At 60.1% G+C, this 18,155-nt stretch carries 13 protein-coding genes; 5 read left to right on the top strand and 8 right to left on the bottom strand.

Features of this window, described 5'->3' with window-relative positions; all coding sequences use genetic code 11:
• Window positions 1-44: 44 nt before the first annotated feature.
• From AB5Y59_RS17970 to AB5Y59_RS17955, 4 genes are all read right to left on the bottom strand, one after another.
• Window positions 45-572 carry a MotA/TolQ/ExbB proton channel family protein gene (locus tag AB5Y59_RS17970; protein WP_068979220.1) on the bottom strand — a complete coding sequence of 176 codons (528 nt, stop codon included), beginning with the start codon at window positions 570-572 and terminating at the stop codon, window positions 45-47.
• A gap of 10 nt (window positions 573-582) precedes the next feature.
• Window positions 583-1,956: a MotA/TolQ/ExbB proton channel family protein gene (locus tag AB5Y59_RS17965; protein WP_010675474.1), complete on the bottom strand. Its 1,374-nt coding sequence runs from the start codon at window positions 1,954-1,956 to the stop codon at window positions 583-585.
• Window positions 1,953-2,717 (bottom strand): DUF3450 domain-containing protein, encoded by a 765-nt coding sequence (locus tag AB5Y59_RS17960; protein ID WP_010675473.1) that lies wholly within the window; start codon window positions 2,715-2,717, stop codon window positions 1,953-1,955. The genes AB5Y59_RS17965 and AB5Y59_RS17960 overlap by 4 nt, the downstream gene beginning before the upstream one ends.
• A 102-nt stretch (window positions 2,718-2,819) precedes the next feature.
• On the bottom strand, window positions 2,820-5,426 hold the full coding sequence (locus tag AB5Y59_RS17955) for a TonB-dependent siderophore receptor (RefSeq protein WP_069652064.1): 2,607 nt from the start codon (window positions 5,424-5,426) through the stop codon (window positions 2,820-2,822).
• Window positions 5,427-6,165: 739 nt separating this feature from the next.
• On the opposite strand from AB5Y59_RS17955, the gene AB5Y59_RS17950 reads away from it, so the two are divergent.
• From AB5Y59_RS17950 to AB5Y59_RS17930, 5 genes are all read left to right on the top strand, one after another.
• Window positions 6,166-7,191, top strand: coding sequence for an ABC transporter permease subunit (locus tag AB5Y59_RS17950; RefSeq protein ID WP_010675471.1), 1,026 nt, complete (start codon window positions 6,166-6,168; stop codon window positions 7,189-7,191).
• 2 nt (window positions 7,192-7,193) lie between these two features.
• Window positions 7,194-8,237 (top strand): ABC transporter permease, encoded by a 1,044-nt coding sequence (locus AB5Y59_RS17945; protein WP_041212459.1) that lies wholly within the window; start codon window positions 7,194-7,196, stop codon window positions 8,235-8,237.
• 82 nt (window positions 8,238-8,319) lie between these two features.
• Window positions 8,320-10,137: an extracellular solute-binding protein gene (locus AB5Y59_RS17940; RefSeq protein ID WP_039040350.1), complete on the top strand. Its 1,818-nt coding sequence runs from the start codon at window positions 8,320-8,322 to the stop codon at window positions 10,135-10,137.
• A gap of 25 nt (window positions 10,138-10,162) precedes the next feature.
• On the top strand, window positions 10,163-11,200 hold the full coding sequence (locus AB5Y59_RS17935) for an ABC transporter ATP-binding protein (protein ID WP_103858198.1): 1,038 nt from the start codon (window positions 10,163-10,165) through the stop codon (window positions 11,198-11,200).
• A 91-nt stretch (window positions 11,201-11,291) separates the two neighbouring features.
• Window positions 11,292-12,293: an ABC transporter ATP-binding protein gene (locus AB5Y59_RS17930; RefSeq protein WP_368212467.1), complete on the top strand. Its 1,002-nt coding sequence runs from the start codon at window positions 11,292-11,294 to the stop codon at window positions 12,291-12,293.
• Window positions 12,294-12,922: 629 nt separating this feature from the next.
• On the opposite strand, the gene AB5Y59_RS17925 is transcribed toward AB5Y59_RS17930, so the two are convergent.
• The 4 genes from AB5Y59_RS17925 to AB5Y59_RS17910 all read right to left on the bottom strand — a co-directional run bounded on the left by AB5Y59_RS17925 (window position 12,923) and on the right by AB5Y59_RS17910 (window position 18,071).
• On the bottom strand, window positions 12,923-14,374 hold the full coding sequence (locus tag AB5Y59_RS17925) for an aminoacyl-histidine dipeptidase (protein ID WP_201894393.1): 1,452 nt from the start codon (window positions 14,372-14,374) through the stop codon (window positions 12,923-12,925).
• A 1,187-nt stretch (window positions 14,375-15,561) separates the two neighbouring features.
• Complete coding sequence (locus AB5Y59_RS17920) at window positions 15,562-15,990, bottom strand: DUF2158 domain-containing protein (protein ID WP_368212466.1); 429 nt, start codon at window positions 15,988-15,990, stop codon at window positions 15,562-15,564.
• 429 nt (window positions 15,991-16,419) lie between these two features.
• Window positions 16,420-17,580: a phage late control D family protein gene (locus AB5Y59_RS17915; RefSeq protein WP_368212465.1), complete on the bottom strand. Its 1,161-nt coding sequence runs from the start codon at window positions 17,578-17,580 to the stop codon at window positions 16,420-16,422.
• Window positions 17,580-18,071: a phage tail protein gene (locus tag AB5Y59_RS17910; protein ID WP_104452358.1), complete on the bottom strand. Its 492-nt coding sequence runs from the start codon at window positions 18,069-18,071 to the stop codon at window positions 17,580-17,582. The genes AB5Y59_RS17915 and AB5Y59_RS17910 overlap by 1 nt, the downstream gene beginning before the upstream one ends.
• Window positions 18,072-18,155 lie beyond the last annotated feature (84 nt).

Genomic DNA, 18,155 nt, shown 5'->3' with positions numbered 1-18,155 from the left:
TGTGCCCCGGCGGGCATGGCCCGGCCGGGGATGTGCATCCTGCATCAGCCGTGTTTCAGGTTGTCTTCCAGCTTCTGCACCGCCAACTTGGCCTTGTGATCGAGCTGGTTGACAAAAAACAGGCCGGAAAGGGCGGCAATCATGCCCGCCATGGTCGGTACCGTCGCCTTGGAGATCCCCGAGGCCATCGCCCGCGGTGAGCCGGTGCCGGTAATGGCCAGGGTGTCGAATACCTGCACCATGCCGACCACGGTCCCGAGCAGCCCCATCAGCGGGCAGAGAGCGATCAGCACCTTGATGACCGGCATCCCCTTGTCCACCGCCATGGCCACCCGCGAGACCAGCTCGCGGCGGATCTGCTTGGCAGACCAGGAGAGGTGGTCGCTGCGGGCCAGCCAAGTAGCCTTGGTTTGCTTCACCTGTTTGGGGTAGACCGCCATGAAGTAGAACCAGCGCTCCAGCAGCAGGGCCCACATCATCAGGGTCAGGAAGAACAGGGCGACCAGCACGTCGCCCCCCAATCCCAGAAACCGGCGGACCGACTCGACTTCTTCAATCAACCAGAACCACATGGGTGACTCCTTAGGCTGCGGCTTTGGCGGCGTGCAGACGTTCCTGATAACGGGCAACGAAACCGGCGCTCTGCTCTTCCAGTACCTGGATCAGACGGCGGCTCTGGGTCTGCACGATGGTGTAGAGGAACAGCATGGGCACGGCTACGACCAGACCCTGCATGGTGGTCACCAGGGCCTCGGAGATACCGCCAGCCATCAGCTTGGGATCGCCGGTACCGAACAGGGTGATGGCCTGGAAGGTGGCAATCATCCCGACCACGGTACCCAGCAGGCCCAGCAGCGGGGCGACAGAGGCGATCAGCTTGATGAGGCTGATGCCCTTCTCCAGCTTGGGCACGTTGCGCAGGATGATCTCGTCGAGCTTGGATTCCAGATCCTCGATGTTGTCACCCCGGTGATCCTGGTAGGCTCCCAGCATCTCGCCGATGGGGTTGCCCTTGATGATCTGCTCGGATTTCAGTTGCTTGCGCATGGCACCGCCGATGAGGGAGAGACGGGCACCGCAGAACAGGGCCAGCAGGGTACCGATGACACCCAGCGCCAGGATCACGTAGCCGACGGATCCACCCTGATCGATGCGCTCCTTGAGGGTCGGCGACTGCACCAGCAGGGAGAGGATCACGCCGCGGGACGGGTCGATGAAGATGGGTTCGACGCTGCCGCCACCCTGTTCAAACTTGGCGACCGGTTCCAGCACCGCGTTCTCGGGCTGGCGGGAGAGTTGCTCGAACTTGCCGGTCTCCGGCACGAAGGTGAGGTACTTGCCTTCGGAGACGGTGTTGAACTCGCCGATCTGGGTCACGGTCTTCTGGGCCTGGTTGCCCTCGCCGTAGACCACGGTGGCCGGGATCTGGCTCACCTTGCCACCGTCGACCATGCGGCTGAGGGTGGTGGTCCAGAAGGCGGTCAGGTCATCGCTGGAGGGCAGTTCCTTGCTCTCGGCCAGGCGAGTCAGCAGGGCAGTCTGCTCGGGATGTTCGACCCGGCGGGCGGAGGCATTGAAGATCCCCTTGAATTCACCGGCGAACTGGCGCAGCACGCCAAACATCTCGCCCATGTTGCCGGAGCGCTGGCGCAGGGTTTCGGTCAGCTCGGTGAGCTGCTTGTCGTTGGCATCGAAGGTGGCCTTGAGCTTTTCGCCCCTGGCGACTTCGGCGGCGAGATCCGCCTTGGCCTTGGCGAGCAGGGCCCCTTGTTCGTTCTTGTCAGCCAGGAAGCGGGCTTCCCGCTCCTTGTTGAGCTGGGATTCGCTGGTGCTGGCGGCCTTGACCTGATTGAGCAGGGCGTTGAGATCCACCGGCTTCTCGGCGGCGGTCACCGGCAGGGTGACCAGGGTAGCGCCCGCGATCAGCGAGGCGATGGCAAGTTTGATTCCTTTCATGATGCTTTCTCCGCAGTTTGAACCGGCAGCTTGATGAGGGCGGGGGGCGCCTGCTTCTTCGCGATGCGAAGGCCTTGTTCAACCGCACTGCGATACTCCTGGGGCAGTACTTCCCACTGGCGGGTCTTCTTGTTCCACATGCCGGTCTCGTTGCCATCCGGGGATTGGTAGAGCAGGGCGATGCGGCCGACGCGCAGGAACTCGTAGGTCTTCTCGTCCCCATCCTTGTCCAGGCTCGCCTTGTAGGCTTCGATGGTGCGGCTGAAGCCCTCCTCGATCTGGTAGGCCTCGAGGATCTTGCGGTACTTCTCGGAGATGGTGACGTCGGCCCGGTTCATGAGATCGGTCAGGGCCGCCACGCGGTCCTCACGCTCCACCTTCTGGAACGGCAGGTCCAGGGAGACGAACTGCTCGAGGGAGTCGATCATCTTGAGCATCAGGGGCACCACTTCGGTGCTGGTCTGGTCGATCTGGGCGATCTGCTTTTGCATGGAGGCGAGTTCGGCGCTCTGGGAGTCGACCATCTTGCCCACTTGCTCGTTGTAGGCGCGCAGGCTGTCTACCTGGCGCAGGGCGGCCTTGTACTGGGCCAGGGCAGACTCGGCAGATTCGGCGTAGCTGTCGATCTTCTGCTGGGAAACTTTGGATGCATTGTCGGTGGCGGCTTGAGCGTCCACGGCCTGACCGGCGGTGGCGGCACTCAGATTGAAGCTGGTCAGCAAGGCAGCCGAAATCAGGCTGCCGAGGAGCGCTTTCTTCATTGTAATTGTCCTTGTCTTCATAGGATTACCCTATCTCCGTAACTTCCTTGGGACCTTGGGCAAAGCCGGCCCGAACGGGCCGGCTTGTGGTTTGCTGGTGGATTAGAACTTCTGGCTGTAGTCGAGGTAGTAGATGCGACCGTCGATGCTGTAGAGCTCGTCGTCATAGGTGAAACCATCGCTCTCGAGGGACGGGCCCACGTTGAACATGTTCTTCACGCCGACCTGGATCTTGCCGTTCCAGGGCGCTTCCACGCCGACGTTCAGGTTCCAGGTGGTCTGGGATGCGATGTGGCCCACTTCCTCACCGGTATCGGCGATGTAGTCCTGGCTCTGGGAGTCGATGTAGTTCGCGCTCAGGTAGGTATCCATATTCCACCATTGGGGAACGTTGACACCCACACCGGAGCTGAAGCGCATCTGGGGCAGACCGTTCTGGCCGATCTTGTCGATGACGGGACCACCGGCGTACAGACCTTCCTTGTATTTCAGGATGTAGGTACCGCCCAGGTCATAACGCACGGTGGCGTAGTTCAGGTCGTAGGTGTAATCCACCTTCAGGTCGAGGCCGGAGGTCTCGAGGGTCCCCAGGTTGACCATGGGCGCGATGGCGTTGCTGATCTTGCCCTGGCTGTTGCGGGTGATGCTGCTGGAGCTGCCGCTGTTCAGTTCGTCATAGATGAGAGACTGCAGGGAGTTCAGCTGGATCACGTCCTCGATCTTGATGGTGTAGTAGTCCAGGGAGAGGTTCAGGTCATCCACCGGGCTGTAGGCCACCCCGAAGTTCCAGGTGTCCGCGGTCTCTTCCTTCAGCTCCTCGTTGGAGGTACGGGTGGTGTCGTACTGGCGGTTCGGGCAGTCAGCCGCGGAGATGCCGTTGGCCTCGCAGTAGACGTAATCCTTCGCCCAGTCGGCAGAGAAGGAGTCAGCCGAGTAGAGATCGCTCAGGCTGGGGGCGCGGAACGAACGGGACCAGGAGGTGCGCAGCATCAGGTTGTCCAGCGGCTGGTAACGCAGGCTCGCCTTGGGGGAGAAGGCGCTGCCGAAGTCGCTGTACTTGTCGAAGCGACCGGCCACGTTCAGCTCGATCTGCTCGGTGATGGGCACCAGGGACTCGATGTAGGCGGCAGTCACGTCACGCACGCCACCGGAGGAGTTGCCGGAGGAGCCGATGATGTTGCCGGCTTCGGACTGGGCGTCGTACTTGTCGGCATAGACCCAGTCGTTGTACTCGGCACCGGCGTACCAGCTGACCGGACCGGCCGGCAGTTCACCCATGTCCCACTGGACACCGGCGTACCACTGGTAGAAGTCCATGGTGGAGCGGCGGCTGGTGTCGGCGGCCATGGAGGCCGTGGTGGAGGCGTCGAACTCGCCACCGACGAACTTGCCGTCTGCGACCGCCTGCTGGGCGGCGGACTTCAGCACGTAACCGGTGCCGTTCTCCTTGTTGTCGGTCTTGGAGTACATGTAGCCGGCGTTCCACTGCATGTCGCCGACGCTTTCGGTGGCGATGGTGCCTTCGAAGCCGAGGTTCATGCTGCCGGTGGTGTCGGTGACATAGTTGTCACGGGGACCGACGTTGCTGAAGCGGTAGTAGGCGTAGGCAGCCTCACCCAGACCCTGGGTGGCGGCGGCATCCAGGCCGTTGTCGGCGAAGAACTGGGCATTCTTCGGGTTGGCCGGGTCAATGGTGAAGGCACCGGCGGCCGGGGCGAAGCGGCCGAAACTCTCGACTCGGGAGCCGATGATCTGCGGCACGAAGTCCACGTTGTCGTTGATGTGGTAGCGACCGTTCACGTACAGGGTGTCACGGCTGCGGGAGGCCGTGGTGGCCGCGACCTGGCCGTAGTTGAAGTTACAGCCGCCCTCGAACCCGACGAAGGGCTCCTTGCATGAGCCGTCGGCATTGGTGGCGCCGGCCAGGGGGCCGTATTTCCAGATGGGGTCGCCGTTGGCGTCAAGACCCGTGATCCCTTCCACGTTGCGGCCGTAGGGGCTCGGGGAGTCGTTGCCCTGTTTGGAGAGATAGTCACGATCCCGGGCGTAGATGACGTCCTTCTTGTCGTGCTCGTAGACCGCCATCAGGGAGCCCTTCTCACCGGCCACCCCTGCCACGATGGAGCCGCTCTTCTCGTCGCCGCCCTCTTCGCTCGGGGAGCCGATGCGGCCCTGGAAGTCCAGCCCTTCGTAGCCCTCTTTGAGCACCACGTTGATCACGCCACCAATGGCGTCGGAACCGTAAATGGCGGAGCCGCCGTCCAGGTTGACCTCGACCCGCTCAACGGCGGCCATGGGGATGGTGTTGAGGTTGATGGAGGTGCCGCCCATGGTGGGGGAACCCGCTACCCGCTTGCCGTTCAGTAGAACCAGGGTACGCTCGGAACCCAGGCCGCGCAGGCCGACGGTGGATTGGGACTGGAAGGAGCTGCCGGAGGCAGGGGAGACGCCGCCAAAGGAGTTGTAGGAGGCTTGCTTGAGGTAATCGGCGACGGTCTGCTGACCGGATTGCTCGATTTTCGCCTTGGTCACGGAGACGACCGGGGTGGCGCCTTCCACATCGACCCGGGAAATCCGGGAGCCGGTGACCTTGATTTTTTGCAGTTTTTCTACGTTCTGGCCCTCTTCGGCCAGGACAGGGGTGGCCACAACTGCCGCGCTCGCCAAGGCAAACGCTACGGCAGCAGAGAGTCTGCTTTTCCTAAGCATCGCTAGTATCCTTCCTGATTGTTTATTGTTTGCTTCCATTACCGCCCTCGTTGGAGCGGTGCGTAAGGCTTATCAAGGTTTGGTGATGGACGTCAAATGGAGCGGCGGGGATGGGGGCTGCAGGGGGAATTAGATGGGAATATGCACTTGATGGAATATTTTTGGCGTTTTATTCCGTAAATGCCGCGTCAACTTATGTAAAGATGTTGTTAAGTTCGATTTTTACAATTTTATTGATTATTTTTGAACTTATCGATAAGTCGCTTGTCACTCCGGTACCGATATCGAAAAAACGATTTTTTGCAGTATTTTCATCTGCTTTTATGGCGAGAGCGTTTTCCGGGGAACGGAGGATGGGGGCGGCTATCCCTCTTCTTTTATAGGTAAATAAGAAAGCAGTCCGGCTTGTCATTAACTTGTTGATTTTGCTTTGCTTTGCATGGATTAAAACACCTGTGTAATTAATTTTTTAATAATTAAAATCGAGTTGGACGGGTAGGCGTAGCAGTTTTTTATATTGAAGTTGGGTTTTTTGGAAAAAATCATCCGCGGGATATGCTGCGGGGGGACATTCCTGGTCGCAGACAGGGTTCTACTTGATTTTTGTTGCAGAGCTTTTACAGTGACCGAGCCGGATTGTCTGTCAATGCCAGTCAATTCAGTGAGTAATGCCAGGTAAGGATAGGCCCGTCACCGGATGTGACTGGCCATAAAAGAACAACAAGGACGAGGTTCCACCATGCTGTCGTATTTCCTACGTCGGATGCTTTTGATCATCCCGACGTTTCTCGGTATCACCCTGCTCGTCTTCACCATCACCCGCTTCGTGCCGGGCGGCCCGGTCGAGCGCATGCTGCTGCAGGCGCAGGTCTCGCAAAACGAGTCAGGACGCTCCAGTGGCAGCAAGGGGGCGCAGGCACTCTCCGACGAACAGATTGAAGAGCTTAAGGCGTTCTACGGCCTCGACAAGCCCATGCTGGTCGCCTACTGGGACTGGTTGCAGAAGCTGGCGGTGCTGGATCTCGGGGAGTCGACCCGTTATTACGAGCCGGTGTGGGATCTCATCAAGGAGAGGTTGCCGGTGACCGCCTTCTTCGGGCTCGCCACCTTTCTGCTGAGTTATGCCGTCTCCATCCCGCTCGGGGTGGCCAAGGCGCTCAGGCACAACAGCCGCTTCGATTCCCTGAGCTCGATGCTCATCTACATGGCCTATGCGCTGCCCGCCTACGTGGTGGGGATCTTCCTCATCACCGTCTTTGCGTTCCATCTGGAGTGGCTGCCCATGGGGGGCTTCCCGGGGGACGAGTTTGACGGGATGGAGAGCAGCTGGGATCAGATCCGCACCGTCTTCGCCCACGCCCTGCTGCCGCTCATCGCCTACGCCATCGGGGATTTCGCCATCCTCACCATGACCATGAAGAACAGCCTGATGGAGAACCTGTCGGCGGATTACGTGCGCACCGCCGTGGCCAAGGGGCTGCCGTTTCGCAAGGCGGTGACCGATCACGCCATGCGCAACAGCCTGATCCCCATCGCGAGTCACTTAGGGTCGGTGCTCACCGTCTTCTTCGGGGGCTCCTTCCTCATCGAGACCATCTTCAACATCGACGGCATCGGCCTGCTCGGTTATGAGGCCATTGTCGAGCGGGATTACCCCACCGTCATGGGCATTCTGGCCATCACCTCCATGCTGATGCTGGTGGGCAACATTGTCTCCGACATCTGCGTTGCCCTGGTCGATCCCCGCGTGCGGTTTGGAGAGTGAGTATGAACCTGAATCCGGTAACTCTGAAAAAACTCAAGCGCTTCAAGTCGATAAAGCGCGGCTACTACTCCTTTGTCATCTTTTCGGTCCTGGTGGTCATCTCTCTGCTGGCGGAACTGCTGGTCAACAGCCGGGCCCTGGCGGTGAGCTATCAGGGGGAGCTCTATTTCCCCACCTATGGGGACGTGATCCCGGGCCAGCACTTCGGGCTCGACTACGAGTACGAGACCAACTACCGCCAGCTCAAGAGCCAATTTGCGAAGGAAGATAAGGGGGATTGGGTGTTGCTGCCCCTGGTCCCCTGGAACCCCTATGAGCAGGACTTCAAGGAGGAGGCCTACCCGCCCTATGCTCCGAGCCTGGCGGAGCGCCACTTCCTCGGCACCGACACCAGCGGTCGCGACGTATTGGCACGGCTGGTCTACGGCTTTCGCATCGCCATCGGCTTTGCCTTCATCGCGCTGGTGGCGAGCTATGTCATCGGGGTCAGCATCGGCTGCATGATGGGGTTCCTCGGCGGTCGGTTCGATCTCCTGATGCAGCGTTTCATCGAGATCTGGTCCCAGGTGCCCTTCCTCTACGTCATCATGATCCTGGTCTCCCTGGCCAAGCCGAACTTCGGCCTGTTCGTCGGCATCAACGTGCTGTTCGGCTGGATGGGGATCACCTGGTACATGCGCACCCTCACCTACAAGGAGCGGGCGCGGGACTACGTGATGGCGGCGCGGGCCCAGGGGGCGAGCACCCGGCGCATCATCTTCAACCACATTCTGCCCAATACCCTGATGATGATCGTCACCCTGGCCCCGTTTGCCGTGGTGGGCAACATCTCCACCCTGACGGCGCTGGACTACCTGGGCTTTGGCCTGGCGCCGCCGACCCCGAGCTGGGGGGAGCTGCTCTCCCAGGGGATCAACAACCTCGACGCCATCTGGATCGTGAGTTCGGTGGTGGCGGCGGTGAGCCTGGTGCTCATCATGGTCTCCTTTATCGGGGAGGCCATCCGGGAGGCGTTCGATCCGCGCAAATTTACCCGTTATCAGTGAGCGGTGGCGCCTTGCCAGGGCACATCGACAGGACCCTTAATGAAGACGCCCCCAGTGCAGGGGCATGACCAGGAAGTCAAACATGAACAATAAAATCAAATGGACAGGTGCTCTCTTTCTGCTGTTGAACGGATCCTGGGTGTGGGCGGCCAGCCTGCCCGCGGATCTGACGTGGGAGACCAACGACACCGACCCCGTGTTCGCCTCTCCCAAGGCGCTGCCCGGCGGCAACCTCAATCTCTTCGTCGACAGCTTCCCGCTGACGTTTCGCACCGTGGGGCCGGATTCCAACGGCTCGTTCCGCTCCTTCATCCTCGACAACCAGATGAGGCTCATCAGCTTCCATCCCAACACGGGCAACCCCATTCCGGCCCTGGCGAATGCCTGGGCCATCGCGCCGGACAGCCAGACCGTCTATTTCAGGCTCGACCCGCGCGCCAAGTGGTCCGACGGCAAGCCGGTCACCGCCGATGACTACACCTTCGGCTACGAGATGATGCGCTCCAAGGACATCAAGGGCCCCTGGTTCAACAACTACTACACCACCGAGGTGGTGGCGGTGGAGAAGATTGACGACCACACCATCCTGGTCAAGGCGGGCAGCCGCAAGGCCAAGCTCGATCTCCTCAACACCACCGAGCTGTGGCCCCAGCCCAAGCACTACTACAAGATGGGCCCGAACTGGGTGAAGCAGTACAACTGGGCCGTGGTACCCACCACGGGCCCCTACGTGATGAGCGACGTGAAGAAGGGCAAGTCCGTCACCTTCAGCAAGCAGAAGGAGTGGTGGGCAAAAGACGATCGCTACAACCAGCACAGGTTCAACCTCGACACCATCAAGGTGCAGGTGATCCGCGACCACAACATCGCGTTCCGCCACTTCCTCAAGGGGGAGCTGGACACCTTCGAGATGATCCTGCCCAACTGGTGGCATGAGAAGGCGGTCACACCGGAGTACAAGCAGGGATACGTGCAGAAGGTGATGGCCATGACCGATACCAAGCAGGGGGGGCAGGGGGTTCACCTCAACGTGGCCAATCCCAAGCTGGCGGATCTCAACGTGCGGCTCGGCATCCAGCACGCCTTCAACATCGACAAGATGATAGAGACGGTGCTGCACGGCGACTATGACCGCGCTACCACCTTCGGCTCTGGCTTCGGGGCCTTCACCGACATCGCGCTCCCTGAGCGGGCCTACGACATCGCCAAGGCACGGGAGTACTTCGCCAAGGGCGGTTACGGCAAGCAGGGACCGGACGGCATCCTGCAAAACGACAAGGGAGAGCGGCTCACCCTGGCCCTCACCTACACCAGCCAGGAGCACTCCAAGCGGCTGACCGTGCTCAAGGAAGAGGCCAAGAAGGCGGGCCTGGATCTGGAGCTCAATCTGGTGGATGGCGCCACCGGCTTCAAGGTGATGCTGGAGAAGAAACATGAGGCGGCCTGGCTTGGCTGGGGGGGCGGCGGTCTCTATCCGCAATACTGGGAGTCCTTCCACTCCGACAACGCCAACAAGCCCCAGACCAACAACCTGTTCAACGTGGCTGACAAAGCGCTCGACAGCCTGATCGACGCCTACAACGTCGAGTTCGACATGGACAAGCGGGCCGCGCTTTCCCACCAGATCCAGCAGCGCATCTATGATCTCGCCATCTTCGTGCCCGGCGTTCAGCTCAACTACGTGCGCGCCAGCAGCTGGCGCTATGTGATGCTGCCGGAGGTGCCCGCCACCCGCAACACCCCGGATCTGCTCTACTGGCCCATGGATGGCTACCCCCACAGCAGTGGCGGCCTGCTCTGGATCGATCCCAAGGTGAAGGAGGAGACCCAGAAGGCCAAGGCTGACGGCAAGGCGCTGGCCCCCATCACCCTGATCGACAAGACCTATGCACATCATTGATGTGGCCCAGAAGGGAGCAGCAGTCATGCCCAACACACAGGCCATCGCCCCCGGCACCAGAGATCATGAGGGACAGTCTCTGTCCCCCATCCTCGAGGTGCGGGATCTCGAGGTGGAGTTCGCCGTCGACGACGGCAAGATCAAGGTGCTCGACGGGGTCAGCTTCCAGGTCGCCCCGGGCAAGACCCTGGGGATAGTCGGCGAGTCCGGCTGCGGCAAGAGCGTCACCTCGCTGGCCATCATGGGGTTGCTGCCAAGGCCCCACGGTCAGGTGGTAGGGGGCTCCATCCGCTTTCAGGGGGAGGAGCTGCTCAATCTGCCGCCGGAGCAGATGTACAAGGTGCGTGGCAACCGTATCTCCATGATCTTTCAGGAGCCCATGACGGCCCTCAACCCGGTGCAGACGGTCGGCGATCAGCTGATGGAGGTGTTTCGCCTCCACCGCCCCGATTACAGCAAGGCCCAGCGCCGTGACGCCGCCATCGCCATGTTGAAGAAGGTGGGTATCCCCGAGCCTGCCCAGCGTTTCGCGGCCTATCCCCACAATCTTTCCGGCGGCATGCGCCAGCGGGTGATGATCGCCATGGCGCTGGCCTGCGAACCTGCCCTGCTCATCTGCGACGAGCCGACCACGGCGCTCGATGTGACCATCCAGGCCCAGATCCTGGATCTGATGAAGGAGCTGCAAGCCCAGACCGGCATGGCCATCATCTTCATCACCCACGATCTCGGGGTGGTGGCGGAGCTGTGCGACGAGGTGGTGGTGATGTATGCCGGGCGTGCGGTGGAGCGGGCCGATATCTATGAACTGTTTGACCACCCGCGCCATCCCTATACTCATGGTCTGATGGCCTCGATCCCGCGTCTGGAAGATGTGCCAAAGAGCCTGCTCAAGACCATCAAGGGTCAGGTGCCTGCCCTGCACGAGATGCCGGCGGGGTGCCGTTTCTCCAACCGCTGCCCCCATGCCACGCCCCTTTGCGTGGAGACCATACCGGTGACCGAGCAGTTGAGCGAACGCCACGGGGTGGCCTGCCACCACTGGAAGGAGGTGAGCCTATGAACGGTCTGGTGTTACGGGGTGTCGCAGGGCAGCCTGGCGGCGGGAAGGCGACCAGGTCGTCTGCTGCCATGAATCGTCGGGGATGGAAGTCATGACCAGCTTGTTGTCGGTAAGCAATTTAAAGCAGCATTTCAAGATGGGTGGCGGTTTCTTGCGCAAGCAATACACCGTCTACGCGGTGGATGGCATCAGCTTTGATCTCAGGCAGGGGGAGACCCTTGGCCTGGTGGGGGAGTCGGGATGCGGCAAGTCCACCCTGGGGCGTTCGTTGCTCAAGCTGTTCGAGCCGAGCGCCGGCTCCATCACCTTCGAGGGGCGTGACATCACCCACCTCTCGCCCAAGGAGATGCGATCCCTGCGTCAGGAGATGCAGATCGTGTTCCAGGATCCCGCAGAATCCCTCAACAGCCGCCACACGGTGGGGCAGATCCTGGAGGAGCCCTTCATCATCCACGGCAAGGGCAACGCCGAACAGCGCCGGACATGGGTGCAGGAGCTGCTGGAGAAAGTCGGTTTGCCCGGCAGCGCGGTGGATCGCTATCCCCATGAGTTCTCTGGCGGCCAGCGACAGCGCATCGGCATCGCCCGCGCCATCGCCCTCAAGCCCAAGCTGCTGGTGTGTGACGAGGCGGTGTCGGCGCTCGACGTGTCGGTGCAGTCCCAGATCGTGAACCTGCTGCTCAATCTGCAGCGGGAGATGAACCTCGCCATCATCTTCATCGCCCATGACCTGTCGGTGGTCAAGCACATCTCGGACCGGATTGCGGTGATGTATCTGGGCCGGATCGTCGAGCTGGCCGAGGCCCAGGCACTCTACCTGGCACCACGCCATCCCTATACCCAGGCGCTCATCTCCGCCATTCCGGTGCCGGATCCACGGCGGCGCAGCCAGCGCATTCTGCTGACGGGGGATGTGCCGTCCCCCATCTCGCCGCCGAGTGGCTGCCACTTTCACCAGCGCTGCCCCCATGCAGCGGATCTGTGCCGCACCCGCTCGCCCACCCTTGAGGCGTGCGGCGGGCAGGGGCATCAGGTGGCCTGCCATTTCCCCTTGCCCGTGCAGGAGGCGGTGCCACTGGGAAAGGCGATATGATGCCGGCGCCCGCCACGTCGCGACCGGCATCGCTGCAAGGTGGCACCGAGGAGGCGCAATAGAGGCGGAAACGGAATAAAAAAATGGGGCCTGCGGGCCCCATCTTCATGGTTGGAGTTCAGGTTTGGCCGTGGAAATTCTGGCCCGGGCAGGACAGCGCCCCGATGGGGGTGGCTGCTGTGTGGATTGCTGAGTTGTTTTGTAGTTTTATTACGTTGCTAATTTCAACTTCCGGACAGGCGATATCAGGCGCCATAACGGAAGTAGTAATTGCGGGTTGCAGGCGCATAAGTGTCTTTCTCTTCAGCACCTTTCTTGCTGGTTGCACCCTTCAGGTGGAACAGCACTGCCAGATTCTCGAACATATGATGACCTCGTTTCTCTGTGGTTCATGGGTTGTGTGACCTTGGTCACGTTCTGATCCTAGGGGTATATGTGAGCTGGATCAACTTTTTGTGTTGTAAATTTACATAAATCATGGAAAGGGTTTTCAAATGCAGACCTGTTCATGGATACGGTTTCAAGCCAGGGCCGCGCGTGGAATCGGGGATATGAGAGAGGTGGCCGAGGAGGGAGCACAAAAAAGATGCCCCGCACTGGGCGGGGCATCGGTATGGTCGTGAGCTGGCTTACTTGGCCGGGATATGTTCCAGCACGTGAACCAGCAGTTGCCAGAAACGCTCGACCGCCGGGATGTGTACTTTCTCCCCCGGTGCGTGGGCGCCACGGATGGTCGGGCCGAAGGAGACCATGTCCCAGTCCGGGTAGGCGCTCTTGAACAGACCGCACTCGAGGCCTGCATGGATCACCATGACGTTCGGCATCTCGCCAAACAGGGTCTGGTAGCTGTTGCGTACCAGCGCCATTACTGGGGAGTCCACGTTCGGTGCCCAGCCCGGGTAGGCGCCGGTGAACTCGCAGCTGGCGCCGGCCAGGGTGAACAGGGAGCGGGTCATCTGCTCGATGTTCTCGCGACCGGAATCGATGAGGGAGCGGATCAGGCACTGCACATAGACTTCCCCCTCGAGTGTCTTGATGACACCCAGGTTGGTGGAGGTCTCGGTCACGCCCGGGATGGCGTCGCTCATGCGCATCACCCCGTTCGGGCAGGCCATCAGGGCATCCAGCAGGCGGCTTTGCAGGGACTCGCTCATGAGCTGGGCCGGTTTCTCCCGGGCGGTGAGCAGCACGGTGAGGTTGGCCTCGGTGGCGGCCAGCTCGCTTTGATAGATGCCGGCGTAGCGGTCCACCAGGGCCTTGAAGTCAGCCACGCTGGCGGCGGGCACCAGCAGGCTGGCACGGGCCTCGCGGGGGATGGCGTTGCGCAGGGTGCCGCCGCTGAGATCGCCAAGGCGCACCCCCAGCGGTTCGGCGGCTTTGAGCAGACGGACCAGCAGCTTGTTGGCGTTGCCGCGGCCGCGATGGATGTCGACCCCGGAGTGGCCGCCGCGCAGGCCCTTGACCTGCAGCTCGAAACCTTCACCCTCGGTGGCAGCGACCCGCTCCAGGGGGAAGCGGATATTGGCATCGACCCCGCCGGCGCAGCCCATGTAGACCTCGCCATCCTCTTCGGAGTCGGTATTGAGCAGGATCTCGCCCTCCAGCCAGCCCGCTTCCAGACCGAAGGCGCCGGTCATGCCGGTCTCTTCGTCGGTGGTCAGCAGCACTTCCAGCGGGCCGTGCTTGATGGTCTTGTCGGCCAGCACGGCCAGGCAGCCCGCCATGCCCATGCCGTTGTCGGCACCCAGGGTGGTACCGCGGGCAGTGACCCATTCACCGTCGATGTAGGCATCGATGGGATCGGTGGTGAAGTCGTGCTGGGTGTCGGCGTTGGCCTGGGGCACCATGTCGATGTGGGCTTGCAGCACCACGGCCTTGCGGTTTTCCATCCCCGGTGTGGCCGGTTTCTTGATGATGATGTTGCCGACGGCATCTTGCTTGACCGCCAGGCCTTCTCCCTGGGCCCACGCCACGATCCAGGCGCTCAGTTGGGCTTCGTGCTTGGAGGGGTGAGGGATGGAGCAGATCTGCTCGAAGAATTGCCAAATCAACTTGGGAGACAGAGAACTGAGCTGTGCCACGTCGGGACTCCTTACCAGCATGGAAAATGTCGGGCCCCACTCTGCGGGCCGGGGAAGAGGATAACGATAATACAGTCAATCACGCAAAAATGTGAGCGATCAGCGCAAATGACGCTCTGCTTGTGCTGGGAAAGGGAGCATGGATGGCGAACTTCACTGCCTGCCTTATTCGTGTCAGCACAACATCAATTTTGTGATATCAGTCACAAAAATATTGTCTTTTGGGCGCCGGGTGGTAAATTAGCCGCCGTGGCCAGCCCACTTGTCAGGATGACAATCAATGCCTCCAGGGAACCGAAGCAAAGCAAGTGCGCCTCCATGGAACCGAGTGTCAGTTCAAGGATGTGAACCCGCATTAAGGTACGTAACTTGTTAAGCAATCAGGAGTTTATGATGTCAGGCAGCAATTCAACCTATTGGTTTGCCCAATCTCTCTATACCCAGGGTTTCAACTACCCGAATCCCTACGCCACCCGCCGTTAAGGCTCGCAGGCGTCACAGGTAACAGCAGCAGGTGTGTGAGGATCCTCTCCTCCCCCTGCTATTTTTTTGCCCGAATGTCATGGAGTGTGTGTCAAACGGCCAACCTGTCGGTGTCGCCGGAGCCCTCCCAAAAGGGCGACAGAGCGGGAGATGGCGGACATTTCCTGTTTTTCGCATACGTTTGCCGCTCAATTTATCCATAAAGAGTGCTATCATACCGGCCCAACAGCCGGCCCGAGCTCGGGAGTCCACCCGACATGGCCGCCAGCTACACCCCATCCCTGTTCGCATTGCATCCGTTTTTGCCGCCGAGGCGTCAGCCCCGAGGCCGAAAAAGTGCAAGCAAAATTCGGGAAACGGGGTGCCAGAATTGACCTGAACCCGTCTCTTTGCCGGGTTTCGCCTCATAAGTGATTGCTTTATAACTCGTTGAGATCGATAGCATGCCAAAAAAGTTCTATGCTCTTTGGTGTGTTATTTTCGTCATGGAAAAATCAATTTAAAAACAATCGGTTACTTTTGGTGTGCTAGTCATTTAAGCAGTTGTGGCGGCAAAGTGGCGGCAGCGGATATGATGATCGATTTCTGTTGGTGGTAGTGATTTAACAGAATGTCGCATTATGCGCGGTCAGGCTTGGGGTAAGACAAAGGGGCCGGAGGCCCCTGGATGTATGTGGAAGACGCAGGCAGAGCCGTTCTAGACCTCAAACAGCAGCAACCAGAGCCAAACGATTAAACAAAGCAGACAAAGGTTCTCTGTTGTTCGACGAGTCTAACCAAACGCACTGAATACCATCATCTGACGCTTCCACTATTGTCATTGCAGGACCGCCGCTACGAAGCTTCACAACTCCGCCAGGATAAGGTGCAAAGTCCGGGATATGGCTGCTATGCGAAGGCTGGTCAGCGTCCACATCCAAGATCTCCAGTGAGAAAGTCCACTGGACAGGTAGCCCACCCAATTCCTCATTGAACCAGAGACAAAGGGCACTATTATCCGCACGATCAATCGACCAAATCGTCATTTTCTGACTGCTGCTTGGTAGACTAACCACATGGCCTGGGTAAATGCCTGGTCGCGCCATAATCAAACCTCCTTTACGCCGATAACTGGATTTATCGGCATAAGACATTTACAACGATTTGTTTTTAAACAACTTCTTTGAAAATGTGCCTTCCATTATTAGTCTCATAAAATGCCAAACGTACGGAATGCGTCTTTTCCAAACCTTGTTGAACATGCTTGATATGCTCAGGTGAAAGCACCTCATTAGAGGTGACACAATAGACGCTATCGGGCTGAAATGGGCTAACCCCTTCATACTTCAAGTACCCTGTCCCACTACGCGGCAAGTCATATCTGTAATTGTGCATCTATCAGCTAGCCTTTCATCTGTTGAGCGACATGCTCTATACGGATATGGGGATTGCTGTGTATAAAACAACCCCTTAATGACAAAAAACCACCAAGTAAGAGATAACACCCCTGCCTCGTGGCTGAGTTGAGCATGTGAGGATTGAATTCCCCCCGTATTACTATTCGGGATTGCGACTGCTGTTTTTCATTCTGGCAGCTCGTCGAGCTTCACTTCGAGCTGCAGGCGGTTGGTGAAGCCCTGGTTGGTGAGGTCGTGCACCACCTGGGTGAGCAGCCAGTCGGCCTCGTCAATCTGGGCTTTGAACCCTCTGACGGTGGTGGGTTGCTCCGGGTAGAGTTCAGGGCGGCCCATCGCCAGGGTGATTTGGAAGTCGGCCACGCCGCGTTGCAGCTTCTCCCATTCAGCCCGGGCGGCCCGCATGGCATTAGCCTGGCTGGCATAGACATGCCGCAGCTCTTTGACGTTCTCGCTGCTACCGACCAGCAGCTCGTTCTCTTGCTTGTTCACCATGACCCCCGGGGGCAAGGGCCGTTCCGGCGATGGCTTGCTCTTCTTCTTGCGCTTCACCTCGACTTTCTTCTTTTCCGCCTCCTTGTTGTCTTGCCAGTAGGCGGTCACGCCGGTGTAGGCATCCCGGTCGGCAACCGAGAAGCGGTGTTGATCGCCATCCCGACGGGTGATGGTGATGGCCGGCAGAGGCTGACCGCTGGCGGTGGTGCCCTGGCCCGCCTTGATAAACAGCAGGCGGCCATTCTTGACGGTGGCGATGCCATCACACTGACCAGCCATGCGGGTGAGGAAGGCGAGATCGCTCTCGTTGGCCTGGTCGATGTGGTCGATCAGCTGGCCCTTGAGTGAGTCACCCACGCAGGGGGTGAGCTGGTAGCGGGCGGCGACCTGGCTGACGATGTCGCTGACTGTGGTCTGGTGCCAACTTTGCTCACGCAGTTTGTTCATGCCGCCGCGCAGGTCTGCTGACTTGCCCCGTATGGTGAGCACATCCGGGGCCCCGCCGTGCTCCACCTCGTCGATCTTGTAGGTGCCCTTGTCGACCAAGGCCTGGCCTTGCCAGCCAATGAGGGCGCGCAGGGTGGCGCCCCGGCGTGGCATATCGAGCTGGCCGTCGCTGTCATCGAGGGTGATCTCGATGGTGTCGGCGGTGAAGCCCCGGTTGTCTGTGATGGTCATCGACATCAGGCGCGGCCTGATGGCGGCCGAGATGTCTTTGCCGTCGACAAGTACCTGGTAAGCCGGTATCGGGTGGCCTTGGCGCAAGGCGTCGAGCGGATTGGTCAGCCCCAAATCTTCGGCCAATCGCGTGCCGAACTGGTCGAAAGCCCCCATCAGAGAAGCCCCCCGAGCTTGTTGCCGATACTGCCGACCAGCTTGCCCAGGCCCAGGCGGCCAAAGAGGTTGCCCGCGGTGCGGCCCAGCAGGGTTTGGACAAGGGATCTGTCGTTGTCATCGACCCGCTTGAGCTTGATGGTGAACTCGATTTTACGGGCGGTGCCATCGCTGAAAAACTCGCTGCGGGTGGTGCTGATGCCCTCGATCACGAATGACCCACGCATGACGCCATCGCCCTGGATCAGGGGGAAAGCCTGACCGCTGTCAGCCATATTGTTGAGCAAGTCGAGGGAGACGGGGCCGCCGGTCACTTCGGGCAGCAGCACCCCGCTCAGGGTTGTGGTTTCATCATCGGGGCCGAGGAACTGATAGGCAGGACGAGCACCGATCCGGTTATTGCCCGGATGGCGCCATGCCCGTTCGTCTTGTTGTGAGAGGGGGGCGAGGGTCGAGCGCATAAACACGAACCAGCCCAGGGTCATCATCATGGCTGTTGCTCCTTAGTTGCGGTCGGTCAGGGAGGCGCGGCCATTGGCAGCGGCCTGCCGTTCGCGTCTGTCCAGTTCGCGGCG

This window comes from Aeromonas sp. s10 (assembly GCF_040907975.1).
Lineage (GTDB): Bacteria > Pseudomonadota > Gammaproteobacteria > Enterobacterales > Aeromonadaceae > Aeromonas > Aeromonas caviae.
Note: the sequence above shows the minus strand (reverse complement) of the source record. Positions and strands in the feature narration are given on the sequence as shown.